The sequence below is a fragment of the Chryseobacterium sp. MDT2-18 genome (assembly GCF_030815285.1).
Classification (GTDB): domain Bacteria; phylum Bacteroidota; class Bacteroidia; order Flavobacteriales; family Weeksellaceae; genus Kaistella; species Kaistella salivictor.
Map to the genome: position 1 here is coordinate 367,765 of NZ_JAUSWQ010000001.1, position 24,966 is coordinate 392,730.

General features: G+C 36.8%; 23 protein-coding genes. 10 read left to right on the forward strand and 13 right to left on the reverse strand.

Annotated features, from left to right (window positions below):
• Positions 1-6: 6 nt before the first annotated feature.
• Entirely contained in the window at positions 7-1,065 is a 1,059-nt protein-coding gene (gene cax, locus QF004_RS01635; RefSeq protein WP_307422092.1) for a calcium/proton exchanger, read from the reverse strand.
• Between the two features lie 312 nt (positions 1,066-1,377).
• Here cax and ligA point away from each other — a divergent pair, with 312 nt between their 5' ends.
• Complete coding sequence (gene ligA / locus QF004_RS01640; protein ID WP_307422171.1) at positions 1,378-3,378, forward strand: NAD-dependent DNA ligase LigA; 2,001 nt, start codon at positions 1,378-1,380, stop codon at positions 3,376-3,378.
• A gap of 88 nt (positions 3,379-3,466) precedes the next feature.
• Here the strand turns inward: ligA and QF004_RS01645 are convergent, their stop codons facing one another.
• The 4 genes from QF004_RS01645 to QF004_RS01660 form a co-directional block, all read right to left on the reverse strand.
• On the reverse strand, positions 3,467-5,044 hold the full coding sequence (locus QF004_RS01645) for a DHA2 family efflux MFS transporter permease subunit (RefSeq protein ID WP_133440608.1): 1,578 nt from the start codon (positions 5,042-5,044) through the stop codon (positions 3,467-3,469).
• A 72-nt stretch (positions 5,045-5,116) separates the two neighbouring features.
• Entirely contained in the window at positions 5,117-6,229 is a 1,113-nt protein-coding gene (locus QF004_RS01650; protein WP_307422095.1) for an HlyD family secretion protein, read from the reverse strand.
• 42 nt (positions 6,230-6,271) lie between these two features.
• Positions 6,272-7,591, reverse strand: coding sequence for a TolC family protein (locus tag QF004_RS01655; RefSeq protein ID WP_307422096.1), 1,320 nt, complete (start codon positions 7,589-7,591; stop codon positions 6,272-6,274).
• Complete coding sequence (locus QF004_RS01660) at positions 7,575-8,192, reverse strand: TetR/AcrR family transcriptional regulator (RefSeq protein ID WP_133440611.1); 618 nt, start codon at positions 8,190-8,192, stop codon at positions 7,575-7,577. Before QF004_RS01660 ends, QF004_RS01655 begins: the two co-directional genes overlap by 17 nt.
• A 207-nt stretch (positions 8,193-8,399) precedes the next feature.
• Here QF004_RS01660 and QF004_RS01665 point away from each other — a divergent pair, with 207 nt between their 5' ends.
• The gene (locus QF004_RS01665) at positions 8,400-8,609 is read left to right on the forward strand and encodes a hypothetical protein (protein ID WP_133440612.1); all 210 of its coding nucleotides are present in this window, start codon (positions 8,400-8,402) and stop codon (positions 8,607-8,609) included.
• 26 nt (positions 8,610-8,635) lie between these two features.
• Here the strand turns inward: QF004_RS01665 and QF004_RS01670 are convergent, their stop codons facing one another.
• On the reverse strand, positions 8,636-9,754 hold the full coding sequence (locus tag QF004_RS01670) for an ATP-binding protein (protein ID WP_133440613.1): 1,119 nt from the start codon (positions 9,752-9,754) through the stop codon (positions 8,636-8,638).
• 289 nt (positions 9,755-10,043) lie between these two features.
• Between QF004_RS01670 and QF004_RS01675 the strand changes: the two genes are divergently transcribed.
• The 4 genes from QF004_RS01675 (at position 10,044) to QF004_RS01690 (ending at position 14,578) form a co-directional block, all read left to right on the forward strand.
• On the forward strand, positions 10,044-11,318 hold the full coding sequence (locus QF004_RS01675; protein ID WP_307422100.1) for a hypothetical protein: 1,275 nt from the start codon (positions 10,044-10,046) through the stop codon (positions 11,316-11,318).
• Between the two features lie 3 nt (positions 11,319-11,321).
• Positions 11,322-11,912, forward strand: a complete 591-nt coding sequence (gene lptC / locus QF004_RS01680) for an LPS export ABC transporter periplasmic protein LptC (RefSeq protein ID WP_133440615.1) — start codon at positions 11,322-11,324, stop codon at positions 11,910-11,912.
• 74 nt (positions 11,913-11,986) lie between these two features.
• Positions 11,987-13,042: an anhydro-N-acetylmuramic acid kinase gene (locus tag QF004_RS01685; RefSeq protein ID WP_307422102.1), complete on the forward strand. Its 1,056-nt coding sequence runs from the start codon at positions 11,987-11,989 to the stop codon at positions 13,040-13,042.
• A gap of 12 nt (positions 13,043-13,054) precedes the next feature.
• On the forward strand, positions 13,055-14,578 hold the full coding sequence (locus tag QF004_RS01690) for a carbon-nitrogen hydrolase family protein (protein WP_133440617.1): 1,524 nt from the start codon (positions 13,055-13,057) through the stop codon (positions 14,576-14,578).
• Positions 14,579-14,709: 131 nt separating this feature from the next.
• Here the strand turns inward: QF004_RS01690 and rsmG are convergent, their stop codons facing one another.
• Positions 14,710-15,345 carry a 16S rRNA (guanine(527)-N(7))-methyltransferase RsmG gene (gene rsmG / locus QF004_RS01695; protein WP_133440618.1) on the reverse strand — a complete coding sequence of 212 codons (636 nt, stop codon included), beginning with the start codon at positions 15,343-15,345 and terminating at the stop codon, positions 14,710-14,712.
• Between the two features lie 100 nt (positions 15,346-15,445).
• Here rsmG and QF004_RS01700 point away from each other — a divergent pair, with 100 nt between their 5' ends.
• On the forward strand, positions 15,446-16,645 hold the full coding sequence (locus QF004_RS01700; RefSeq protein WP_133440619.1) for a pyridoxal phosphate-dependent aminotransferase: 1,200 nt from the start codon (positions 15,446-15,448) through the stop codon (positions 16,643-16,645).
• Between the two features lie 66 nt (positions 16,646-16,711).
• On the opposite strand, the gene QF004_RS01705 is transcribed toward QF004_RS01700, so the two are convergent.
• Together QF004_RS01705 and QF004_RS01710 are read right to left on the reverse strand one after the other, a co-directional pair.
• A complete protein-coding gene (locus QF004_RS01705) occupies positions 16,712-17,491 on the reverse strand; it encodes a zinc ribbon domain-containing protein (RefSeq protein ID WP_133440620.1) in 780 nt (259 codons plus the stop codon).
• A gap of 3 nt (positions 17,492-17,494) precedes the next feature.
• Complete coding sequence (locus QF004_RS01710) at positions 17,495-18,592, reverse strand: Nif3-like dinuclear metal center hexameric protein (protein ID WP_307422106.1); 1,098 nt, start codon at positions 18,590-18,592, stop codon at positions 17,495-17,497.
• Between the two features lie 57 nt (positions 18,593-18,649).
• Here QF004_RS01710 and QF004_RS01715 point away from each other — a divergent pair, with 57 nt between their 5' ends.
• Positions 18,650-19,477, forward strand: a complete 828-nt coding sequence (locus tag QF004_RS01715) for an ion transporter (protein ID WP_307422108.1) — start codon at positions 18,650-18,652, stop codon at positions 19,475-19,477.
• Between the two features lie 653 nt (positions 19,478-20,130).
• Here QF004_RS01715 and QF004_RS01720 read toward each other — a convergent pair.
• The 3 genes from QF004_RS01720 to QF004_RS01730 form a co-directional block, all read right to left on the reverse strand.
• Positions 20,131-21,183 carry a peptidylprolyl isomerase gene (locus QF004_RS01720; protein WP_246012364.1) on the reverse strand — a complete coding sequence of 351 codons (1,053 nt, stop codon included), beginning with the start codon at positions 21,181-21,183 and terminating at the stop codon, positions 20,131-20,133.
• 85 nt (positions 21,184-21,268) lie between these two features.
• Positions 21,269-21,778 (reverse strand): hypothetical protein, encoded by a 510-nt coding sequence (locus tag QF004_RS01725; RefSeq protein WP_307422110.1) that lies wholly within the window; start codon positions 21,776-21,778, stop codon positions 21,269-21,271.
• Positions 21,779-21,887: 109 nt separating this feature from the next.
• Positions 21,888-22,949 (reverse strand): branched-chain amino acid aminotransferase, encoded by a 1,062-nt coding sequence (locus QF004_RS01730; protein WP_307422112.1) that lies wholly within the window; start codon positions 22,947-22,949, stop codon positions 21,888-21,890.
• 83 nt (positions 22,950-23,032) lie between these two features.
• On the opposite strand from QF004_RS01730, the gene mnmD reads away from it, so the two are divergent.
• On the forward strand, positions 23,033-23,707 hold the full coding sequence (mnmD, locus tag QF004_RS01735; RefSeq protein ID WP_307422114.1) for a tRNA (5-methylaminomethyl-2-thiouridine)(34)-methyltransferase MnmD: 675 nt from the start codon (positions 23,033-23,035) through the stop codon (positions 23,705-23,707).
• A gap of 56 nt (positions 23,708-23,763) precedes the next feature.
• A complete protein-coding gene (locus QF004_RS01740) occupies positions 23,764-24,180 on the forward strand; it encodes an NUDIX domain-containing protein (RefSeq protein ID WP_133440626.1) in 417 nt (138 codons plus the stop codon).
• On the opposite strand, the gene QF004_RS01745 is transcribed toward QF004_RS01740, so the two are convergent.
• Positions 24,175-24,966: a S1/P1 nuclease gene (locus QF004_RS01745; RefSeq protein ID WP_307422116.1), complete on the reverse strand. Its 792-nt coding sequence runs from the start codon at positions 24,964-24,966 to the stop codon at positions 24,175-24,177. The two genes, QF004_RS01740 and QF004_RS01745, sit on opposite strands and share 6 nt — an antisense overlap.

The window sequence follows — 24,966 nt, forward strand, 5'->3', positions numbered from 1 at the left end:
TAGAAATTATCCCCACCAGAAAGCCGCTGCAATAATAATATAAAGGCCAATTAAGGCAACGCCTTCCAACCAAATACTTTCACCATCAAATACGATGAACGCACTTACCAAAACGGAAAGCGCTAAAGCAGCCAACAAAAGCGGGCTCAGGACGAACGACAGAATTGCGCCTCCCAAAAAGAAAGAAATTAAAATCAGCAGCGGATAAACAACCAGCGCAATTTGAAGCGAAGAATTCATAATCACACTCACCGCGTAATCTGCTTTATTTTTTAAAGCCAATTGAATTCCCACCAAATTTTCAATGGCATTTCCGGCGATGGCAACCACGATTAAACCAGCAAAAACATCATTGATTCCTAAAGAATCCATCGCTGGTTTCAGCGCCTCCACAAACCAATCCGATACAAATGCAGCACCAATTCCGGCAGCAGCCAAAACAATTAAAGTAACGGGCATCGACCAGTTTGCTTCGTGCTTTTCCGTGTCATCATTGGGAATTACAGATGTGTCACCTTTTATAGAAAAACTCAAAAAAGCCCCAAAAACAATCAGCAAAACTACCGAGACAATGATATCCAGCATGTTGATATGACTTTCGGCCGGCGTATGAAAATAGAAAGTTAATGTAGGAACCGCCATCGCAGCAAACGCCAAAATCATGAGAATAGCATTCATTTTTGGAGGTTCTGAATGAAAATATTGCCGCCCATTTTTCAAACCTCCAAACAAAATCGCCAGTCCGAATACCAATACCGAATTTCCCAGAATTGAGCCGATTAATGCTGCTTTCACAACCGTAACCAATCCTGCGCGTAAAGCAAAAATACACACAAAAAGTTCTGGTAAATTTCCTAAAGCAGATTGCAAAACTCCCGTCGCAGCAGGTCCCATTCGGCTTCCAAGCTGTTCCGTAGCTTTTCCAACAATCATCGCTACCAGAACCAACGATACTGCTGACAATACAAATAACAGCACAGCATTAAATCCCACGTGAGTCCCAAAACCCGTCGCAGCAGCAACCAAAAAAGCACCACTCATTAATAAAATATCTTTTTTCTGCATCGTTAAATATTAGATAAATAAAATTAAGGAAAATATCGATGCAATTTCTTTATTTTTTTGCTGCATATTCACTTCATCGTATCTCTGGTTTTTCCGCTATTCATTTCAATCTTTTTCCATTTTTTTCATTTCCAAAAAATAAAATTTTCATTTTTGTCTGATGTATAATTAGTTATGGTAAAGAAGATATTTTTAATATCAAGAAATTGAGTGTTAATTATTTCAACTGATTTGGGAGATGATTATGAAATTATAAATATTCAATTAGAAGTTTTAAAGGTTTTAGTATTTTTGTACAAACCCTTTGAAAAGATGCCCGAAAACATTCAGCAAAAAATAGAAGAACTGCGTGCGGAACTTCATCAGCATAATTATAATTACTACATTTTAGATGAAGCTACCATTTCAGATTTCGAATTTGATTTGAAGCTGAAAGAACTTCAGGAGTTGGAAAAAGCACATCCAGAATTTTACGATCCCAACTCTCCTACCTTGCGTGTTGGCGGCGAAATCACTAAAAATTTCCCAACGATTCAACATCAATTCAGAATGTATTCTTTGGATAATTCTTATGATTTCGATGATTTGGAAGACTGGGAAAAACGCATCATCAAAACCATTGATGAACCCGTAGAATTTGTAGCTGAACTGAAATATGACGGCGCTTCAATTTCTATTTTATACGAAAATGGAAAACTGAAACAGGCGGTCACCCGTGGCGATGGTTTTCAGGGCGACGAAATCACAGCAAATGTGAAAACGATTTCAGATATTCCTTTAACACTGAAAGGCGACTTTCCCCGTCAGTTTTTTATGCGTGGTGAAATTTATCTGACCCGAAAAAACTTTGATAAAATAAATCTCCGCCGCGAAGAAGAAGGTTTGGACTTATTTATGAATCCAAGAAATACGGCGTCCGGCAGTTTGAAAATGCAGGATTCGGCAGAAGTGAGCAAGCGTAAACTTTCAGCCGTTCTTTATCAGTTTATCTCTTCTGAAATTCCGGCAGCAACACATTGGGAACTCTTGCAAAATGCTAGAAAATGGGGTTTCAACGTTTCTGAGCAGGCAAGATTATGTAAGAATTTAGATGAAATCAAAGACTTCATTAATTATTGGGATCAGCACCGGCATGAACTTCCTTTTGAAATTGATGGAATTGTTTTAAAAGTAAATTCAATTCAGCAGCAGTCAAAATTGGGTTTCACCGCCAAATCGCCGCGTTGGGCTATGGCTTACAAATTCAAAGCTGAAAAGGTGGAAACCGAATTACGGTCTGTGACTTATCAGGTTGGAAGAACCGGTGCTATCACGCCTGTTGCGAATCTGAAACCTGTGTTATTGGCTGGAACCATCGTCAAAAGAGCCAGTTTACACAATGAAGATATTATAAAAAAACTCGGTTTGCATGAACATGATTTTGTTTATGTTGAAAAAGGCGGTGAAATTATTCCAAAAATTGTAGGAATTAATTTAGAAAAAAGAAATCCCGAAAACAAAGAAATCCAATACATCACGCACTGTCCCGAATGCGGAACGGAATTGGTGAGAATTGAAGATCAGGCGATTCATTTCTGTCCGAATGATTTGCACTGTCCGCCACAGGTTATCGGGAGAATGATTCATTACGTTTCCCGAAAAGCTTTAAATATTGATAATTTAGGAGCAGAAACCATCGAACAGCTGTACCGCGCAAAACTCGTTGAAAATCCCGCAGACTTCTATGTTTTAACAAAAGAACAAATTCTTCCGTTGGAAAGAATGGCCGAAAAATCAGCGCAGAATATTATTGACGGAATTGAAAAATCAAAAGAAATTCCATTTGAAAAAGTACTGTTCGGAATCGGAATTAAACATGTCGGAGAAACAGTTGCCAAGAAACTGGCAAAAAATTTCGACTCCATCGATGCCTTGAAAAATGCGACCGTAGAAGAACTGATGCAGGTAGAAGATATCGGCGGAAAAATTGCGGAAAGTATTGTGAATTTCTTTAATGATCCTGAAAATATTTTAATGATTGAACGGCTGAAATCTTACGGCGTTCAATTGGAAAAAGGAGAAAGCTCCAATGAAGTTTTAAGCACTGTTCTGGAAAACAAAACCTTCCTTTTCACCGGAAAACTTTCTTTATTTACGCGCGAAGCTGCCGAAGAAATGGTCGAAAAACACGGCGGCAAAAATATCTCGGCGGTTTCTAAAAATCTGAATTATCTGGTTGTTGGCGAAAAGGCCGGAAGTAAACTGAAAAAAGCTCAGGACATCGGAACAATCGAGATTCTGGATGAACAGGAATTCCTGGACCTGATCAAGTAATATTTTAAAGCGTAAAAAACAAAACGGTTTAAATTGGAAGCTCCCTTTATTTTTGAAAAATAAAGGGTGCTTCCTGATTTTTATTTTATTAATGCATATCTCCTAAATCAATATTTGCTTTTCCTTTTCGTTCTTTTACAAATAAAACAAACGGAATACAGATCAAAAACAAGATTCCCAGGTAGAGAAAAACATCCATGTAAGATAAAACTGTTGCCTGTTTCAATACTGATAAATCCAGAATTTTATAGGCAGACTGCAAGGCAACATCGGGTGTGAATCCTTTGGCCTGAAACATCGCTTTCAGTCCGGCGATTCTCTGTTGTACATCTAAACTGTTTGCATCTAAATGACTTGATAAAGCTGCCTTGTGAATTGAAGTTTGATTAGAGATAAAAGTAGTAATCGCCGCAATTCCGAATGAACCTCCCAACTGACGCATCATTCCGGTGAACGATGCTCCCTGACCAATTTCCTGACCTTTCAAAGTACTTAAAGCCAATGAGGTAATCGGAATAAACAGTAAACCAAGACCAGCTCCTCTTACGATCAGCATCCAGAAAAAATCAGATTTTCCGGTATCCGGCGTGATAATATTATAGCCCCAGAAACTGTAGACAAAGAAAAGCAGCAATCCGAGCGAAACCAAAATCTGCTGTTTGACGCCTCTGGTGAGTAATCTCCCGATAATCGGCATCATGACGGCAGTAGTTAAGGCCGCAGGTATCATCAATGCGCCGGATTCCAGCGCCGTCCAGCCCATGATACTTTGGGTATAAAGCGGCACAATAAAGGTGGATCCATATAAACCGAATCCAAGGATAAATGACATAACGGTACCTATTCTTAAATTTCCGTTTTTCAGAACTCTTAATTCTACAATAGGATATCTGAACGTAAGTTCCCGCCAAAGGAAAAGTATAAATCCAATGACCGCAACTACGGTAAGAACAATAATTACTTTACTGTCAAACCAGTCGTCCTCATGTCCTTTTTCAAGAATGTATTGCAGCGAGCCGACAAATGCGGCAAGCAAACCGATTCCCAGCCAGTCGACATCTTTCGCTTTTCTTTTTTCAGAAAATTTAGGACTTCGGATGAACTGTAAAGTCAGTAATGTTGCTGCAATCCCGATGGGAATATTAATATAAAAAATATATGGCCAGCTGAAATTATCTACGATATAACCTCCTAAAGGCGGTCCTAAAGTGGGCCCGATAATCACTCCCAAACCATAAATCGCCTGCGCCATACTCCGTTTTGCAAGCGGGTAAGATTCGGTTATAATCGTTTGCGACGTCACCAATAATGCTCCACCACCGATTCCCTGCATTAATCTGAAGAAAACCAGTTCCCAAATGCTGCTTGCGTTTCCGCAGAGAAATGAAAATATGGTAAAAATAACGATGGAAGCGGCAAAATAATTCCGTCTTCCGAACTGTTGGGACAGCCAACTTGTCATCGGGACAATAATTACATTCCCAATGGCGTAAGCCGTGATGACCCAGCCAACTTCAGAAAGTGTGGCTCCCAGATTCCCTTTCATGTCATTCAAAGCCACATTCACAATTGTAGAATCTACAATTTCCAGAAGTGCACAAAGAATGGCCGTAAGGGTTATGATGACACGTCTTGCGCCGTATTCTACTAATAAATCCTCTTGCATTTTTATTGCTGGATATTTGATATCGGATGGATTGGGATGAGTTTTGAAAAATACCCAATCTTTAATCCAATATTATTTTAAATTCACGGTTGTTTTCACATTCATTCCCGCACGAAGTTTTTTTGCGGTTTCCGGTTTTAATTTTACAAAATCTATTCTTACCGGAAGTCTCTGAACGACTTTTACAAAGTTTCCACTTGCGTTATCCGGAGGAAGAATTGAGAATGAAGAACCTGTTGCCGGAGAAAATGAAGTCACTTTACCTTCGAATTTTTCTTTAGGAAAAGCATCGATTTCAATATCTACAGTTTGACCTTCCACCATTTTAGAAAGCTGCGTTTCTTTAAAGTTGGCAATGACCCATTTGTCATTATCTCTAACCAGACTGAATAACTGTGAGCCAGCCTGGACAAACTGTCCTTTTTGAATAGGAACTTTAGAAACAAAACCATCTTCAGATGCAAGAATTACAGTGTAAGAAAGATTGAGTTTGGCATTTTCAACATCTACTTCTCTTTGTCTTACCATTGAATTGGCTACACCGATCTGCTCTGAACTTGCAGCGGTTTGCGAGGTTACAATTCCGGGTTGTTGCAACACCTGATTTTTTTGATCCACTAAAACCTGTAACTGCCGGTCAGCAGATTGTTTTGCTGCCAAAACAGTTTCATATTGCTGTTGTGTGATGGTGTGATCTTTTACCAGATTGGCATATCTTTTTAAATCCTGGGTGGTTTTCCAGACATTAACTTTTGCGGCTTCAATCTGTGCATTGGCTGTGGCAATTGCAGCATTGGCAGAATTGATGTTTTGAGAAGCGGCATGGGTAGAAGCAATTGCGGTTTGTACATTGCTTCTCGCCGTTCCCAATGCTGCGGTTGCCTGCGCAAGCGCCATTTTTTGGTCGCGGTCATCGATAACAATAAGGGTATCTCCTTTTTTCACAAACTGATTATCGCGCACTTTTACTTCGGAAACATATCCCGAAATTTTAGAAATTACCGGACTCATATTCGATGCAATCTGTGCATCATCGGTTTCTTCGTGGCTTAAACCATAAGAATAAGTTCGGTACCCGATGATTCCGCCGACGACTAAAACGATCGCCAGGATAATCGGAAAAGTAAGTGATCTTTTCTTTTTGATTTCAGGAAAAAATTCTGGTTGTGTATTATTATCTTCCATTATTTAAAAAATATTTTAAGTTTAATTTAAGTCTGAGTTGGATTAGTGCAAAGTCAAAATTCCGGTGGTCTGCAAAAGTTTTCGATAGGCCAAAGCGTCATCAGCTTTTGCATTTACTACATTTACGTTGGCAGAAATCTGCGCCGTGTCAGCATCCAGAAGTTCAGTGATGGTCGCTAAACCGTTATCGAATTTATTTTTGGTGACTCTGTAATTTTCGTTCGCCTGAGCCGCTGCTTTTTCGTAAACGGCGATTTTCTTTTTCGCAAACTCCGAGTTCTGGTAATCTCTGTTAACTTCTAATTTAATCTGATCATTCAGTAATTCATTGGTTGCAGAAATTTGTTTTTCTGTAGCCTCAGATTTCATTAAAGAAGAATTCTTTTTCCAGAGGTTATCCATATTATACTGAATTCCCACTCCAATATTTGCCGCATTGGTAATGGTCAGAATTTTCGGGATTTCCGCCGCGATATATCCGCCAGTTAAAGCGATGGTGGGTAAACTCTCCGCTTTGGCCGCTTTTGTTCCCAATTCTGCTGCTTTTCTTTGATAATCTAAGGCCTGCACATCTTTCCGCTGAGAAACGGCCTGGTTTAAATAATATGAAACAGGTTGACTTTCCGTGAGTTCTGAAATATAATTGGGATCGATTTCGATTTCCGTACCGTCAGGTAATCCTAAAAGTAAATCCATATTGATGTTGGCAATATTGAAGTTATTGTTCGCATCTAAAAGCTGAAGTTCAATATCTGAAGTCTGCAGATTCGCTTTCAACTTATCGTTTCGGGCGATGATTCCGTTGTTCTCTAATTTCTGAAAAGACTCGTCTCTTTTTTGTGAAGCCGTAAGATGATCTTCCAGAACTTTAATTTGCTGATTGGCTTTAAACAAATTATTGTACGCCTGCGAAACGTTGTAAGCAATCGCCAGTTTGTCATTCTCTGTACTGAGTTTTGAAGCTTCAACTAAATATTCCGCCGACTGAATTCCATATTTAATTCGGCCACCTGCATAAATCGGCAATGAAGCAGTAGCGTTTCCATAGAAAGCAGAATTTGCTTTTGGTGCAGTACTTCCTCCATTTGTAGAAGGTGGCAAAACCTTGAGATCAACATTGGCGTTGGCTAAAGCCAGAGCGCTTGCAGAAACTTTCAAACTCGGCAGTCTGTTATTTTTGGCTTCGAGATAATTGGCGGTCGCCTGATCGATTTTTGCCTGATCGATTTTAAGATTTTTAGAATTCTGAATTCCCAGATTTACCGCTTCATCAAGGGTCAGCATTTTCTTTTCCTGTGCATGAACCGTGATTCCGATGGCCGAAAAAACCAGCGCAATCAGGGGACTATATGTTTTCTTCATAACCTAAAAGGTGTTTTAATATATTTTGGACATGTATTTTAATTTCATCGAAATACTGATTTTCGTAATTTTCATCACCCTCAAAAAATTCCTTGTAAACAGGAAGTGTATTGAGTGCGGTAAAAATGGTTCCTGAAACCGTAGAATGCAGAAATTCTATTCGTGGTCTTTTAGTAAAGATTTTCTTTTCTAATCCTTTTTCGATGAGTTCGCTGTAAATAGCCAGAAATCCTTTTTTTGATTCTTTTAAAAATTCTGCGATATGGGGATTTTTATTGCTCAGCTGCTCTCTTTGTAAAATGCGGTAAAAAGTTTTTAAAGTTTTTACGCGGTCCGCATAACGGTTAATAACAGTGACCAGTTTTTCCCACTCATTCAAATTGTCGTTGGCTAAAATATCTTTGCTAAATGTCAAACTTTCGTTCATTCTCACTTCGAATATTTTGACGAAAAGCTTTTCTTTGGAGCCGAAATAATAGGAAATCATCGAAACATTTACCTTCGCTTTTTTCGAAATCTCCCGGGTAGAACTTCCTTCAAAACCCTTTTCAGCAAAGAGTTTTTCGGCGTGTAATAAAATATGTTCTTCTTTGGAAATCATGACAGATCATTTTTTTGAGGGTGCAAATTTAAATAAAAACAGAAAACAATCAAACGATTGATTGATTTTTTTTCTGTAAATAAATATAGAAATCGTCTATAATATACCGTGAGATTTTTTGTGAAAAGAAATTTAAATAAAATTGATTGAGCGATCCAAAAATTAATTTTAACTTCGTTATATCAATAACGATTAAAACCAAATTTTATGAAAAAAGTAATTTCAGTGTTAGCCATCACCATTTTCACTTTGGGATTTGCTCAGGAAGCTCCGAAGAAAGCCTGTTGTTCCGGAAAGGACAAAAAAGAATGCAAAATGGGTGACAAGAAAGACAATAAAGCATGTACTATGAAAGATCACAAAGACTGCAAAGGCACTTGTGACATGAAAAAGGAGGAAAAGAAGAAAGCAGCCTAAAACGAAACCACCTATTGGTGGTTTTTTTATGGTTTTTTGTGAAGGTAACGGGAAAGTTTAATCCCCAGATCAGTCCATATTATTTTGGTGTTTCCGTTTCTTTCTAAATGATAATTTGCCGTAGAGATTTCTTCTAAAATAGCTTCAATATTGGCTCCGTGGATGAATTTTGAGAAACTCTCCCATTTGAAACCGCCCGCCTCTATTTTTTTATAGACCAGACTTTCATTGCCGTAATTTTGAAGTAACGCCAGCCGGAACATTTCTGCGCAGTATTCTAAAAAATTCATTTGTTTTTCTTTGTTCCACAGTGAAATTCTTCTTCCCCAAAGAACAATGTTTTTTAAAAACTCTGGCTTCTTTTTTACCTGGAAAGCTTCACGAACCCACATGATAAACTGATCTTCAAATTCGGAATCTGTGTTTTCAGACTGCAGTAATTTCTGCGCGGTATTCCAGTTTCCCTGTGCCTGAAAAACTATTTCGCGTCTTCTGTCTGTACTGATCTCCTTGTTGTTCTGTAAAAACTGGTCGAGATCATCCTCTTTAATACTCGGGATTTCCACAATCTGCGTTCTCGAAATAATTGTCGGAAGCATGAAATCGGTGTTGGAAGCCGTCAGTATGATGTAAGTGTTTTTCGGTGGCTCTTCGAGAAACTTCAGAAATTTATTGGCAGCATCCGTATTCATTTTGTCAGCTTGCCAGACAATGAGAATTTTACTGCCGCCTTCAAAACTTTTCAGGGCGAATTTTTTATTGATTTCATCAATTTCTTCGACGTAAATACTAAGTTGTTTATTTTCTGATTCTAAAATTGTGCTCCAATCTTCGTTATTTGAATAGGGATTTTCCAGCATCATCTCCCGGAATTCATCAAAAAACTGAGCCGTCAATCCGCTTTTATTCGCTTTAAAAACGGGAAAGCTAAAATGCAGATCGAGGTGATTGAGATGATCGACTTTTGGAGAAGAATGCTCGTTTTCCTTTCTTAGAATTTCTTTTGCAAATGCCATTGCCAAGGGCAGCGTTCCATATCCGTCTTTGCCTACAAATAATTGTGCGTGGCTTACCCGATTGTTGCTGATACTATCTTTCAGAAGGTTTTTCAATTCCTGATGACCTACAATTTGTTCCCAATTCATGCTTCAAAGATAAATATTTTTGCTGGATAATCAGAATGAGATGGTGATGAGGATCTTTAGATATTTTAACACAAGCGGCCTTATAAATGTTAAATAATGTAAAACCTGTTTAGCAATATTCAAACAGTTAATTTTGACATGATTCGTTGAGAAGAATAGTTCTGTAAAGTGATTTTCAGAAATGTTTAAATTGAATAGCCATCTGATAAGCTTAACAAACTTTAACCAAACTTACTTTCACAGTTCAGTATTATTTAAGATATTTGCGCATTATTTTTAAAAATAGAGAATGAAAAGATTTTTTGTATTACCATTGATTGCGGCAGGTTTTTTACTTAACGCACAAACGATTGGTAATTCTCCATACGCTGCCTTTGGAATCGGTGATGTAAAATACGATAACACGACTGATATCAGTTCAATGGGTGGCATTTCTACTGCATATATTTGGGATTTTAACAACAATTTTAATTTCAGCAACCCGGCAGCCAATAAAAATTTAGAATTAACCACTTTGAAAATTGAAGCAAGTAATCAAAATAACTTCTTCAAATCCAATTACAATAACATGAGTGCAACCAAGCATTCATCTTATCTATCTAATTTAACGATTGCCTTCCCAATTTCTAATAAAGTTAAATTTGGATTGGGTTATCAACCTTACAGTTCAAAAGAATACACTATTTTAACTAAAGAAGTTTTGGATTCCGGAAATAGCCAGATGAGTCTTTACCATGGTGAGGGAACGCTCAGTACGGTACAGGCAGCTATGTCTTATCAGATTACACCGGAGTTTGCAATGGGTCTTCGATCTAATTTCTTCTTTGGTAACCTGTATGATATTAATGAGTTGACTACTTCTGATGCTGAACTGATCAACGGTTACGAAACAAAAAATAAAGTTAAGAGCTTTAATTTTACTTTGGGAACCGCTTATCAGAAAAAATTTCAGACTGATAGAAAGTTGACCTTAGGAGCAACTTACACTTTCGGAAATACCGGTCAGATGGAAACCCGATATGTCAACAGTACCTATTTTTACACGCCGGGAAAAATCAAAAATAATGAAAGCATTATTGAGGAGAAATTCAGCGAAGACAAAAACCTGATTCCTATGGAATTCTCGTTTGGAGCCGGTTATGGCAGAGATGCCAAATGGTTTGTCGGAACTCAGTTGGATTATAAAAACGGAGAGACCATTCAGTTTTTGGGCAAACCTTTTATGAACGAAAATTCTTATAAAATTTCTGCCGGAGGTTGGTATTTGCCCAACTACAATAACTTCAGAAATTATTTCTCCCGTGTTACCTACCGATATGGAGCGTATTACGAAAAAGGAAATTTAGCGATTAACGGAACCAATATCAATCAGTTTGCGATTACCGGTGGAATGACTTTGCCTTTCGAAAATAGAAGTGCGAGCAGAATGAGCGGTATCGATTTAGGACTTGAATTAGGGAAAAGAGGAACGCTTGATAATAATTTGATCCGTCAGAATTTTGTTAACTTGAAAATCGGAATTAATTTTGCTGATAAGTGGTTTAACAAACGACTTTATGATTAAAAAATGAATTTCATTAAAGAAATACTTTATAAAAATATAGCCGGCTTACTGAGTTGTGCTATATTTTTTGCTTTAATATCCTGTGACGAAGACCTTACCAAGATCAACAAAAACAGAAATAATAATTTCCCGTCTCAGATTATCAATAATGCCAATATTGTCCAGCGGGATTCTGGGATGATAAAACTGCGCGCCACTGCTCCACTCATTGAAAAATTCGAATATATCGACTCGCCATATATTGTTGCCAGAAAGGGGATTAATATTCTTTTTTATGATAAAAAGAAACCGGATGTTCCTGGGAAAATCTCGGCAAAATATGCAAAGTTCAATGAAAAAAAGAAGTTTTACGAAGCCAAAGGAAATGTAAAAATCATCAGCAATGAAAATCAAATGTTTGCCATGCAATCGGTTTATTGGGATCAGGTAAAAAAGATTATTTATACAACAGACACGGTGTATGTCACCGATAAAGATGGTTCTACTTTGGTCGGCGCCAATGGAATGAAAGCAAAAGATGATTTCTCTGAATATACTTTTTACAATAACTCCGGCGACATCAACGCTCAAAAAATTCCTGAGAAATCAAGATAAGCAGATTGATTGCGTTGTATCTTAAGATGGATTTTTTCAACAAAAATTCATACATTTAAATAAATTTTGATTCTATGAATTTCCATGCTTTGGGTTTAATGTCTGGCACCAGTCTCGATGGACTGGATGTTTGTTACGCCTCTTTTCAAAAAGATGAACTCGGCAAATGGAATTTTCAGATTCTGCGCGCCGTCACTTTTCCCTATTCTGAAACTTGGGAAAAACGGCTTAGAAATGCCATTCATTTATCCGCAGAAGAAATCTTCTCACTCAATTCTGAGTACGGATTTTATTTGGGTGAAAAGGTGAATGAATTCATTACTCAATACGCAATAAAAAATATAGATTTCATCGCTTCGCACGGACATACCGTTTTTCATCAGCCAGAGAAAAAATTCACAGTTCAGATCGGAGATGGCCGTGCTATAAAATTCCTGACCAATATTCCGGTGATTTACGATTTTCGCAGTCAGGATGTTTTGATGGGCGGAAACGGCGCACCGTTAGTTCCCATCGGCGATGAACTGCTTTTTCCGGAATACAGCGCGTGTCTGAATCTCGGTGGCTTTTCGAATATTTCATTTAAAGAAAATGGAAAAAGAATTGCTTTTGATATTTGTCCGGTCAATATTGTGCTGAATCATTTCTCTAAAAAATTAGGAAAAGACTATGATGAAAATGGCGATTATGCAAGAAACGGAAAAATAAATCCGGAACTTTTGCAGTCTCTGAATTCCATAAAATATTATCAGCAAAGTCCACCGAAATCATTGGGAATGGAATGGGTTTCTCAGTATATTTTACCGGAATTTAAAGATGAAGATCCTTCAGTAGTTTTAGCGACTTTTACAGAGCACGCCGCCATTCAGATTGCTGAAATATTCAATCGGTTTCAACTCGACAAAGTGTTATTTACTGGCGGCGGAACGTATAATTCCTTTTTAATTGAAAGAATTTTAAGTAAAACCAATACCAAAATTTGTATTCCCGATAAGGAAATCATCGATTTCAAAGAAGCCCTTATTTTCGCGTTCATGGGAGTTTTAAGAATAACTAATGAAGATAACATTCTTTCTTCAGCCACCGGAAGTTCGCGAAACCACTGTTCCGGACTTCTCGTTAACCATTAAAATAAAAGATAGATGCAAGTAGATATTAGACCTTTAAAAATTGAAGATTACGACGAACTCAGAGAGACGATGCAAAAAGCATATCCTGCGATGTCCGAAAGTATTTGGTCAAAGACGAGTATTAAAAAGTTAATCAAAATCTTCCCCGACGGACAGATCTGTATTACTGTTGACAACAAGATTGCAGCGGTCTGTCTCTCCTTAATTGTACAGTACGAATTGTATGGTGATGATCATACTTATAAAGAAATTACCGGAAATTATACCTTCAACACCCATTCTGATACCGGAAATGTTTTATACGGTATCGAAATTTTTGTAGATCCGGAATTCAGAGAACTACGGCTGGCGCGAAGATTATACGATGCGAGAAAAGAACTTTGTGAAAAACTGAATTTGAAATCAATTATCGTGGGCGGCAGAATTCCGAATTATCATTTGTACAGTTCAGAACTTTCTCCGAGACAATATATCCAGCAGGTTCGGAAAAAAGAAATTTACGATCCGGTTTTAAGTTTTCAGTTGGCCAATAATTTCCTGCCGGTTCGCGTTTTGAAAAATTATTTACCGGAGGATATTCAATCCGCTGAAAATGCAGTTTTGCTACAGTGGAATAATATTTATTACAGCAAGAAACCGAATACGATGCAGGATTCTGTAATTCGGTTGGGCTTGGTTCAATGGCAGATGAGGCATTTCAAAGACATCGATGCGTTTTTTGAACAGGTTGAATTTTTCGTGAATGTAATGGCGGATTATAAATCTGATTTCATCATGTTCCCGGAGTTTTTCAATACGCCTCTACTCGCTCCTTTCAATGATTTGAGCGAAAGAGACAGCATGTTTAAACTGGCTGAACTTACGGAAGAAATAAAAAATAAACTGTCACAATTAGCAATCGGTTACAACATCAATATCATTGGGGGAAGTATGCCGCTTGTAGAAAATGAGGAGTTATACAATATCAGTTATTTGCTTCACCGTGACGGGAAAATTGATGAACACCGAAAAGTGCATATCACGCCCAACGAGAAAAAATTCTACGGAATGAAAGGTGGAAATGAAATAAAAGTCATCGATACCGATTGTGGAAAAGTAGGTCTGGTCATTTGTTATGATGTTGAATTTCCTGAATTACCAAGAATTCTGGCCGATCAGGGAATGAAAATTCTGTTTGTTCCTTACCTTACCGATACTCAAAATGCTTATATGCGCGTGCGTAACTGTGCGTCTGCGAGGGCGATCGAAAACGAATGTTATGTTGCGATCGCAGGATGTGTCGGAAATTTACCGGGAGTAAACAATATGGATATTCAGTATGGGCAGGCCGCTGTTTTTACGCCGTCTGATTTTGCCTTTCCCTCCAACGCGATTAAAGGAGAAGCGACACCGAATACCGAAATGACCTTAATCGTAGATGTTGATCTGAATTTGCTGAAAGAACTGCATCATTACGGCGCGGTACGAACGATGACCGACCGCCGGAAAGATTTATACGACACTATTTCCTATAATACCGATTCGGAAGCGGAATAAATAAAAATCCCGAACCTTTTTAGTTTCGGGATTTTAGTTTTTTTAAAATAGAAGTCAATTCTCTTTACAAACTAATGCACTTACAAAATCATCAAAATATTGACAGGTTCTAAGTGAAATAATGTTTTTGATCAGGAATTAAAATTTCCTTTAGATAAATATACCACTTTTTTAGTTTCAAAAAATTCACCTTCAAAATGATCTTTGAGTTGAAATAATTCTGCTTTTAACCCTGCAAGTTCTTCTCCTAAATCGCCACCTTTGAGATAAAGAACACCATTATGTTTTGGATTAAACTGCTCTTTTAAAAATTTACCTTTTAACCAACGCAGAAAAACCGGCATTTGAGTAACCGCTCTACTGACTACAAAATGAAACTGATCTTTCACCTCTTCAGCCCTTCCGTGGATTGCGGTTATATTTTTCAACCCAATTCCTTCCGAAACTTCCTTCACAACGGTAATCTTTTTACCAATAGAATCCACCAAAGTAAACTGAGCTTCTGGAAATAAAATCGCCAGCGGAATTCCAGGAAAACCACCGCCGGTACCGATATCCAGAACTTTTGTATTCGGTGCAAACTCCATTATTTTAGCAATTCCCAAAGAATGCAGAATATGTTTTTCGTATAGTGAATCCATATCTTTCCTGGAAATGACGTTGATTTTTTCATTCCATTCCCGGTATAACCGTTCAAGATCAGCGAATTGTGTTTTTTGATTTTCGGAAAGATCAGGAAAATATTTTTCTATTAATTCTACAGACATTTTTCAGTATTTTTTTTACAAAAGTAAAGAAAGGATTTCACAATAATTTGGTTTGCGCTTTCAAACTAAAAAATTATCTTTGATTCTTTTAAAATTAAATATGGAAAAATTCTCAAACCGGCTGAACCGAATGAGTTTCTCACAGACCTTTGTAATGAGCAACAAAGTGCGGCAAATGAAAGCAGAAGGAATCGATGTGATCAGTCTAACGCTTGGCGAACCCGATTTCGATGTACCAAAAAATATTAAAGAAGCTGCTTTTGCGGCGATTAATAATAATTTCAGCCACTACTCGCCTGTTCCGGGATTTCTGGATTTAAGGGAGGCCATTTGCGCAAAGTTAAAAAGAGATAATAATTTAGAATACAACGCTTCGCAGATTTGTGTGTCAAATGGGGCCAAACAAGCGATTATAAACGTACTTGCTTCCATTATCAACGATGGCGACGAAGTTATTCTGCCCGCACCGTACTGGGTAAGTTACGATGAAATGGTGAAAATGATGGGCGGGAAATCTGTTTTCGTGGAAACGTCGATCGACACCGAGTTTAAAATGACCGCGGAACAACTCGAAAAAGCAATTACACCAAACACAAAAGCCCTGCTTTACAGTTCTCCGTGCAATCCATCGGGAAGTTATTATACGTATGAAGAACTTGAAAGTATTGCAAATGTTATTGCAAAATACCCTCAAATAACGATTATCTCTGATGAGATTTATGAGTTTATCAATTATGAAGGAAAGCATACTTCGATTGCAGAATTTCAGCAGGTTTATGAGCAAACAGCCGTAATCAACGGGATGTCGAAAGCATTTGCGATGACGGGTTGGCGAATTGGCTATTCTGCCTGTCCGACCTGGTTGGCAAAAGCGTGTGAGAAAATTCAGGGACAAATGACAAGCGGCGCCAATACCATGGCTCAAAAAGCGTCCATCACAGCATTACAAACCGATCCGGCTGAATATCGTTTTATGATTGAAGAATTTAAAAAACGACGGGACTTGGTTTTTTCATTAATAAAAAATATTCCCGGTTTCAAAGTAAATTATCCGAAAGCAGCATTTTACTTTTTCCCTGATATTTCTTTTTACATCGGGAAAACTTTAAATGGAACTCTGATTAAAGATGCCGATGATTTCGCGATGTTCCTATTAGAAAATGCCCATGTGGGAACGGTCGGCGGAGTTTCTTTTGGTAATCCTAACTGTATCCGTTTTTCCTACGCTGCGTCTGAAAAAGAACTCACAGAAGCGATGAGGCGAATTCACGAGTTTTTAGAAAAGGTTGAAATTAGCTAAAAAAGATATCCCATAAAAAAACCGGTTTGAAAATTTCAAACCGGTTTTCTTTATTGTGAGAAAGAATTAAAATTTAATAATATCTTTCATTTTCTCGTTTTCTTCGTTGACCAAATCGTCGTCCACCAGGATTTTTCCTGAATGCTCGTCGATAATGATTTTTTTACGTTGAGCAATTTCCATTTGCTTTTGTGGAGGCAATGTGAAGAATGATCCTTTCGGCGCACCTCTTTCTAAACCTACTACTGCTAAACCGGTTGGTGAATTCGTACGGATCCTGTGGTAAGAAGCCAATAATCTTTCATCAATATTTTTAGCGAATTCGTTTGATTTTTCAATCAGGAAATCTTCTTCTTTCTGAGTTTCAGAAACTAAATTCTCGAGTTCTTCTTTTTTGAATTTCAAGTGATTTTTCAAATCAGCTATTTTCGAATTTAACTCGTCTAAAGTTTCATTCTTATGGCTTATTTTTACACTAAATTCATTGATTCTTTTTTCTGAAAGTTGAATTTCCAATTCCTGAAATTCAATTTCTTTATCCAAAGATTCGAATTCTTTGTTATTTCTTACGTTATCTTGCTGAGATTTATATTTATCAATCAAAGTTTTTGCGTGACTGATCACTTCATTCTTTGTATTGATTTCATCGTTTTGAAGTTTAATCTCACTTTGAAATTTCTCAGCTCTTTTTTCTAAACCTTCGATTTCAATTTCTAAATCTTCCACTTCAATTGGCAATTCGCCTCTTGTGCTACGGATTTCGTCTAATCTTGAATCGATGATTTGTAGGTCGTAAAGTGCTCTTAGTTTGTCTTCAACGGCGATTTCTACTGTTTTTTTAGCCATATTTTATAAAAAATAGTTTACAGGGTTGGTTTTCTCGGTAGATTTTGAGACTGCAAAGATAGTGAATTTTTGTGATAATATATCAACCAAATGCTCAGTAACAAATTGTTCGGATTCAAAATGACCGATGTCGCAGGTCAACATTTTCCCGTCTCCCTGGAAATAATCATGATATTTTAGGTCGCCCGTTAAATAGGCGTCACATTTTTGGGAAATTGCCGCACCGATTCCGCTCGCGCCGCTACCGCCTAAAACGCCGACTCTCTTGATTTTTTTGTTGATGAAATCAGAATGGCGAATTGCTTTTAAATTAAATTTATCTTTAACAAAAGTCAGGAATTGTTCTTCGTCCATCGCTTCTTCAAACTCACCAAATCTCCCTAAACCCAAAAACTGGTTTTCATTTTCTAACTGAATAATTTGATAAGCCACCTCTTCGTAAGGATGCGCAGATTTCATCGCATTAATAATTTGATTTTTTTTATAACTTTCATAAATTACCGAAATCATCACTTCATCCGCATTTTCGCGAATCCCAATTTTTCCGGAGAATGGGTCTGCCCCTTCTATTGGCCTGAAAGTTCCGCTGCCAGAAACTGCAAAACTGCATTCATCGTAAAAGCCGATATTTCCAGCACCTGCGCCAAATAAGGCATTTTTAATTTTTTCTGAAAAATCTTGAGGTACAAAAACATTCAGCTGATGAAGACCTTGCTTTTTCGGCATTAATACTTTTTGATTTTTAAGACCTAGTTCTTCACAAATTCTGTAATTCACGCCAAAGTAATCATTATCAAAGGCGGTATGAATTGCATAAATGGCGATTTTATTTTCGAGAGCTTTCAGCACTGCTTTTTCAACATAATTTTTGCCGGTGACTGATTTTAAACCTGAAAAAATAATCGGATGAAAGGCAACGATGAAGTTGATATTCTTAGCAATGGCTTCATCGACAACAATTTCCAGCGCATCATGACACACTAAAATTCCTGAAACCTCTCTGTCAGGATTTCCACAAAGCAAGCCCACATTGTCGTAATCTTCCGCCTGGGATAAGGGAATTATTTTTTTTAGGTCGCAAACCAATTCATTTACTGTCATTTTCTTATGTTTGCAACGAATTTAAGAATTAAATCTGTAATAATACCGCCAATAGCAATGGAAAGAGAACATAATTATATGCCCGAGCGAATCCGCTGGAAACGTAAACTGTTCCGGATTATTTTCAAAGCTGACACTAAGCTGGGTAAACTTTTTGATATTTTTTTATTGGTCTTAATCCTTCTCAGCACTTTCATTGTTATGATGGAAAGCGTCCGGATTTATGATGCAAAACTCCACAAAGTATTTGTAATCGTAGAAGTTATTATTACCATTTTTTTCACTGTGGAATATGCATTGAGAATAATTACCATTAAAAACAAGAAAGATTACATTTTCAGTTTTTTTGGGATTATTGATTTTCTGGCGATTTTACCTTTTTATCTTAGTTTATTTATTCCGATTACCAAATATTTTCTGATTATTAGAATGCTGAGAATGCTTAGGATTTTTAGAATTTTGAATTTAATGGATTTTATGAACGATGGTTATTTCATTGTTACGGCCTTAAAAAACAGTTCCAGAAAGATCTACATATTTCTTTTATTTCTAATGATTTTTTCTGTAATCGTAGGTTCTATGATGTTCATGGTTGAAGGCCACAGAGAAGGTTTTGAAAGTATCCCGCAAAGCGTTTACTGGGCGGTTGTAACGGTGACTACGGTGGGCTATGGAGATGTCTCGCCAGGCACTCCACTGGGAAAATTTCTGTCGGTATTATTGATGCTAGCCGGTTATTCCATTATTGCTGTTCCCACCGGAATTGTTACTGCAGAAATGCGGAATAAGCGTCAGGAACTTGGCAGAAACTGTAGTCGTTGCGGAAATAATGACATCGATGATGATGCAAGATTTTGTAAAATTTGCGGCGAGAAAGTCGTATAACAAAAAGGTGCATTGTAACAATGCACCTTCTCTTTTTTTCATTCATTTGGTTTTTTTTAACTCATCTTTTTATTTTCGGGAGGAAAACAAAAATCATCATTTGTGTTTGCGGATAGTTAGTAGTTTTTACCCTGTTTTTAAAGACTAAGTATTATTAAACCTTTAAAAAAATCTTCACATTAAAGTAAATTTATTGTTGACTACTTTTCCGCTATTTACGGTGCGTTAAAATAATGAGATAATAAATTTTTGTCTAATGTTTCTTATTTTTCTTGTACAAATATAAGGCAATGTATTTCCCATATACTAAGTTAAAACACCCTTTTTTTATAATATAATCTAGTTAAACTCTAATGATTATATAAACATCCTTTTATAATCATCATGCAAATATTCAATCTAAGGTTCGTAAAGATTCCGTTTACAAACGCCCTATTTTTCATTCTTTTTTAATTTGTTAAAGATATTTCACTTAGAAATTTCACAAAGTTCATTGGTGATTACTCCTCATTGATATACCATAATAATCATCTTATTGTTGTATAATTTTATCTGGCCCCTCACAACTGCGGTATAAAAAAAGCACCTCAATTTCTTGAAGTGCTTTGTTGGATTAAAATCCATTGAAATAAAATTCAACCTGTTTGTTTCAGTTATTTTGTTAAAGTGGTGTTCACTTTAACCAACTGTACATCAAAGATTAACCATGCATTTGGTGGGATAACACCTCCCGCGCCATTCGCTCCATACCCAAGTTCTGATGGAATAAGCAGGGTTGCAGATTCTCCTTCTTTCAATAAAAGAATTCCTTCGTCCCAACCTTTGATTACCTGACCGATACCAATTGTAATTTCAATCGGCTCATTTCTTTTAAATGAAGAGTCGAATTCTTTTCCATCAACTAATTTACCGGCATAATGCACAGAAACAACATCACCAACATTAGCTTTTTTGCCTTCAGTTGTTTGCGTTATTTTATAGTACAATCCGGAAGGGGTTGCCTGCATCGTTGCTTTTAAATCATCAACTAATTTTTGCTGATTGGCTGCAAACTCTTCGGCTTTCTTTTTTTTGTCAGCTTCTATTTTTTCAAGGATGGCTTTATTATTCTCTTTGATTTTTGCTTTTCCTTCAGAAAATATTTTGGCAGCATCATAATTTTTGTACTCATCCCCTTTAGAGAAAATCGCAACTTTTTCTAAAACCACATCAGTTTTAGGTTTATCCTGCGGGCCTTTTTCCACATTGGCAATCGTGTCAATAACTTCAATACCATTCACAACTTCACCAAAAACCGTATGCTTTCCGTCTAACCAAGGGGTAGCAATTTCTGTGATGAAAAACTGGGAACCATTGGTATTTGGTCCTGAATTGGCCATGGAAAGAATTCCTTTTCCGGTGTGCTGAAGGTCATTTTTTTCGTCATCGAATTTATAACCCGGATCGCCCATTCCTGTTCCTTTCGGATCACCTCCCTGAATCATAAAATCTTTGATTACTCTGTGGAAAATAGTTCCGTCATAGAAAGGAACTCCTTTCGCTTTTGCAGTATTATCGATTTTTCCTTCAGCTAATCCAACAAAATTCGCAACGGTAACCGGTGCTTTTTTATCTTCCAGTTTCACGATCATATTTCCTTTTGAAGTTTGGAAATTGGCATAAAGTCCTTCTTTCAGACCTGCGTAAGTTTCTTTGTCTACGTTCATTTTTTTATAAATTGGGGTGCAACTTGTTAACGAAATCGCTGCTATCGCGATTAATAAATTCTTTTTTATCATAAATAGCAATATGTTAGAGTACTTTTAATTTAATGATTAAAGGCATATCATTTGAAATCTTGTCATTATCGCCATAGGTCCCAAAACCTAGGGCCGAAGGGATCAAAAGGGTAACTTCCTGATTTTTTTCCATGTATCTCAATGCATCTTCCACTGGTTTTAATTCTTCAAAATGACCAAAAATTTTATTTTTATTTTGAACAGGAGTTTCATATAATTTCACCAAATCGAAATCGTAAATATCATATTGATAAGAAATCATTTCGCCATTCTCTTTTCGCTTCTGATGCGCGAGATTTTTATCATTCACCCAATAGTTCATGGTCATCGGATAAAACACTTCATCTTGATTTTTAATCCAATCCTCAATTTGAGTTCTTTCTATCAGATTCAGATTTTTGGTCCTGTTTTTAGAAATATCTAAATCTTTCTGACTTAAAATTCCACCAACAGGAGGATGTGCAGGTGCATGCTTTACACAACCGATTAAGATCAAAGAACAAAGTACGATTATTTTTTTCATAAAAACTTTTGCGAAAATAAGCATTTCGAATTAGACTAAAAAATGAAAAAACCGGGAAAAAAATATTCCCGGTCTTTAATTGCTGTTTTTAATAAAACACTAAAAATTTTTAGATGCTTTTTTCGACTAAAACTCTCCATCCAAAAGGATCTTCGGCAACATTTGTTTGAAGATCAACTAAATCTTTTTGCAGCGTTAAGGCAAAACTTTCTTCTAAAGGTAATTGTGGCAATTCTAATTTTTCACCCTGGTATCCAATCGCTTTGAAAACAGTGGTTACAACAGCGGTACCGACTCCCCAAATTTCTTTTAAAGTGCCATTTTTGTGCGCTTCTATTACAGATTTTACAGAAATAGGTTCTACTTTTAATTCAATACCTCTTTTATTTGCCAATTGAATAAAACTGTCTCTGGTAACACCATCCAAGATTTTCTCGGAAGTTGGTGGCGTATAAATCGTTTCATTAATTCTAACGAAAACGTTCATCGTTCCACTTTCCTCAAAGTATTCGTGGGTAGAATCATCCGTCCAAATGATTTGCTCATATCCTTCTTCATTGGCTAACTGCGTTGGGTAAAAAGATGCGGCGTAATTACCGGCAGCTTTGGCAAAGCCTACTCCACCGTTTGCAGCTCTTGAATAATAATCGGAAATTTTCACTGAAACAGGTGCTGAATAATAACTTTTTGCAGGAGTAGCTACAATTGCAAACATATATTTATTAGATATTCTGGCTTTTAAAGCTTCCTCTGTAGCGAAAATAAGGGGACGGATATACAGAGAATTTCCTTCACCATAAGGAATCCAGTCCCGATCTAAATCAACCAATGCTTTTAATCCTTCTAAAAAAACCTCTGCCGGGATTTCCGGCATCGCAAGACGACTTGCAGATTTATTGATTCTGGAAAAATTCTTTTCCGGTCTGAAAATAAAAACCTGGCCGTCTTTATCCTTATAAGCTTTCATTCCTTCAAAACATGCCTGCCCATAATTAACCCCCATCATTGCAGGAGTAAAAGGAAGCGGTCCGTAAGGCATCAATTTCACTTCTCCCCATTTTCCGTCTTCATATTCACAGATAACCATGTGATCGGTAAACATGTTTCCAAAAGAAAAATTCTCTGGATCAAATTCGGATATTCTCGGAGCAGTAGATTTTTGAATTATCATATTTTAATTTTTTGTTGATGTTCTACAAATTTAATATAATTTTTTAAATATCAAAATTTTAAATTAATTTTGAAAAAAAATTCATGGAACGAGAAATAAAAACGACTTCAGATGGAAGCAAAACATTATATATCAACGACTTAAACGAAAATTACCATTCACACCATGGTGCGCTGCAGGAAGCCCAACATGTGTTTATCGATAATGGATTAAATTTAATTAAAAATTGTAATATTAATATTTTAGAACTCGGTTTTGGTACAGGTCTTAATGTTTTAGTTACAATTGATGAGTTTTTGAAAACTGACAAAAGTCATATTATTCATTATTTTACCCTTGAAAAATATCCCATAAATGAACGGGAAGTTAACGAATTGGATTATGGATCTATTTTTCATAAAACAGAAATGCCGGAAATTTACCAAAAAATACACGCCATTAATTGGAACGAAACCACTGAAATCCTTCCTCAATTTTTCTTAACCAAATATCATTGTGATTTTTTTGAAATTAAAAATCTGAACCTTCCTGAAATAGATCTTGTTTATTTTGATTGCTTTGGAGCAAGAGTTCAACCCGATTTATGGGAAAAACCGCTGTTTGAAATGGTTGCAAATACGATGACACCGGGCGCACTACTTACCACCTATTCTTCTAAAGGCAGTGTCCGCCGTATTTTGGAGGAACTCGGTTTTAATGTAGAAAAAAAAGCCGGACCTCCCGGAAAACGGGAAATGATCAACGCTGTTAAGAATTAAGGATATTGAAAAATTGCTAACTTTGATGTTAGTCCAAAAAAAAACTAAATACCAATATGATTGATAAAGTAAATGTGCGAGTGTACGCAACTATTGTGAAGGATGGAAAAGTCCTTGCGCTGCACGAAGAATACGTTGGCGAGCAACTGATGAAATTCCCCGGCGGCGGACTGGAATTTGGCGAAAGTGTTTTGGAATGTCTGGAAAGAGAACTCGAAGAGGAACTGAATATCACAGTAAAAAATATCGAACATTTATATACCCAGGAAGATTTTCTGGTGTCTAAATTCCGAAGCAATGAACAGCTGCTGAGCATTTATTATCTTGCAGAAATGGTTGATGAAAATGAATTGCTTATTATGGATCCGTGTATCGAAAAAACAGAATGGGTTTCCCTCAATGCTGAAGAAAACCCATTTCTTTTACCAATAGATAAAATTGTTTTTGATGTTTTGAAGAAGAAACTTCTATAAAATTTCGTTCAAAATTTTCGCTAAGCGCAAACCACCATATAATAATTGACGCTCCACCAGAGGTTCAAATTTATAATTATAATCGTAGGCATAATTAGCATCCGGTTTGGAATTGGCGTAAATCCTGTTTGCTTCCCGATGACTGTCAAAGAACCAATCTTCTAAAGTTCCCAATTGAATAGACTTGACTTCTTCTTTGGTTTTCACATCCAATACTCTTGCAAATTCTGTATAACTGTATTTTTGAAAATCAACCATTTTAGAATCCCACAGAGAATGTAAATTTGTTGGAGCTCCAAAGTAATTGACTTTGATTTTATTTCCTCCCAAATCTTCTAAGCGGCCAACATGAAGTGGCTGAGCAGCATCACCAACTAAATGAACAAGAAACCTTAATGCAATTTCCCGGTCTTTAGCGGATGTTTTTCTGTCTTTGATCTGCTCCGAAAGAATTTTGATTTGCGTATAAATATTCGGTCCTTTCTGTTCTTTTAAAGCTTCTGTAAATTGTTGTAAGTTCGATTGAGGTGCGACATTTACATAATGCCATTGCTCTGCAGGCTTCCAAACTCCGGTAGTGTCAGATTTAATATCGTCTGGCCAATTTGCCCAATAGGCTAATTTTTCTGTACCGATGATTTTCTTTAAACTTCTTTTTGCTTTCCCCGAAAGATGATTTTCTGCGATTTCTGCAATTACTCTGTGACCGGTTGTTCCCCATGAATAACCGAAATTAAAACTCAATAAAGCCAGTAGTAATACTGAGTTTTGTAAAATTCTGTTCAT

What these genes read in the sequence shown, in the direction of transcription:
- cax (WP_307422092.1), bottom strand. Translation starts at nt 1,065, where the DNA reads ATGCAGAAAAAAGATATTTTATTAATGAGTGGTGCTTTTTTGGTTGCT.
- ligA (WP_307422171.1), top strand. Translation starts at nt 1,378, where the DNA reads ATGCCCGAAAACATTCAGCAAAAAATAGAAGAACTGCGTGCGGAACTT.
- QF004_RS01645 (WP_133440608.1), bottom strand. Translation starts at nt 5,044, where the DNA reads ATGCAAGAGGATTTATTAGTAGAATACGGCGCAAGACGTGTCATCATA.
- QF004_RS01650 (WP_307422095.1), bottom strand. Translation starts at nt 6,229, where the DNA reads ATGGAAGATAATAATACACAACCAGAATTTTTTCCTGAAATCAAAAAG.
- QF004_RS01655 (WP_307422096.1), bottom strand. Translation starts at nt 7,591, where the DNA reads ATGAAGAAAACATATAGTCCCCTGATTGCGCTGGTTTTTTCGGCCATC.
- QF004_RS01660 (WP_133440611.1), bottom strand. Translation starts at nt 8,192, where the DNA reads ATGATTTCCAAAGAAGAACATATTTTATTACACGCCGAAAAACTCTTT.
- QF004_RS01665 (WP_133440612.1), top strand. Translation starts at nt 8,400, where the DNA reads ATGAAAAAAGTAATTTCAGTGTTAGCCATCACCATTTTCACTTTGGGA.
- QF004_RS01670 (WP_133440613.1), bottom strand. Translation starts at nt 9,754, where the DNA reads ATGAATTGGGAACAAATTGTAGGTCATCAGGAATTGAAAAACCTTCTG.
- QF004_RS01675 (WP_307422100.1), top strand. Translation starts at nt 10,044, where the DNA reads ATGAAAAGATTTTTTGTATTACCATTGATTGCGGCAGGTTTTTTACTT.
- lptC (WP_133440615.1), top strand. Translation starts at nt 11,322, where the DNA reads ATGAATTTCATTAAAGAAATACTTTATAAAAATATAGCCGGCTTACTG.
- QF004_RS01685 (WP_307422102.1), top strand. Translation starts at nt 11,987, where the DNA reads ATGAATTTCCATGCTTTGGGTTTAATGTCTGGCACCAGTCTCGATGGA.
- QF004_RS01690 (WP_133440617.1), top strand. Translation starts at nt 13,055, where the DNA reads ATGCAAGTAGATATTAGACCTTTAAAAATTGAAGATTACGACGAACTC.
- rsmG (WP_133440618.1), bottom strand. Translation starts at nt 15,345, where the DNA reads ATGTCTGTAGAATTAATAGAAAAATATTTTCCTGATCTTTCCGAAAAT.
- QF004_RS01700 (WP_133440619.1), top strand. Translation starts at nt 15,446, where the DNA reads ATGGAAAAATTCTCAAACCGGCTGAACCGAATGAGTTTCTCACAGACC.
- QF004_RS01705 (WP_133440620.1), bottom strand. Translation starts at nt 17,491, where the DNA reads ATGGCTAAAAAAACAGTAGAAATCGCCGTTGAAGACAAACTAAGAGCA.
- QF004_RS01710 (WP_307422106.1), bottom strand. Translation starts at nt 18,592, where the DNA reads ATGACAGTAAATGAATTGGTTTGCGACCTAAAAAAAATAATTCCCTTA.
- QF004_RS01715 (WP_307422108.1), top strand. Translation starts at nt 18,650, where the DNA reads ATGGAAAGAGAACATAATTATATGCCCGAGCGAATCCGCTGGAAACGT.
- QF004_RS01720 (WP_246012364.1), bottom strand. Translation starts at nt 21,183, where the DNA reads ATGAACGTAGACAAAGAAACTTACGCAGGTCTGAAAGAAGGACTTTAT.
- QF004_RS01725 (WP_307422110.1), bottom strand. Translation starts at nt 21,778, where the DNA reads ATGAAAAAAATAATCGTACTTTGTTCTTTGATCTTAATCGGTTGTGTA.
- QF004_RS01730 (WP_307422112.1), bottom strand. Translation starts at nt 22,949, where the DNA reads ATGATAATTCAAAAATCTACTGCTCCGAGAATATCCGAATTTGATCCA.
- mnmD (WP_307422114.1), top strand. Translation starts at nt 23,033, where the DNA reads ATGGAACGAGAAATAAAAACGACTTCAGATGGAAGCAAAACATTATAT.
- QF004_RS01740 (WP_133440626.1), top strand. Translation starts at nt 23,764, where the DNA reads ATGATTGATAAAGTAAATGTGCGAGTGTACGCAACTATTGTGAAGGAT.
- QF004_RS01745 (WP_307422116.1), bottom strand. Translation starts at nt 24,966, where the DNA reads ATGAACAGAATTTTACAAAACTCAGTATTACTACTGGCTTTATTGAGT.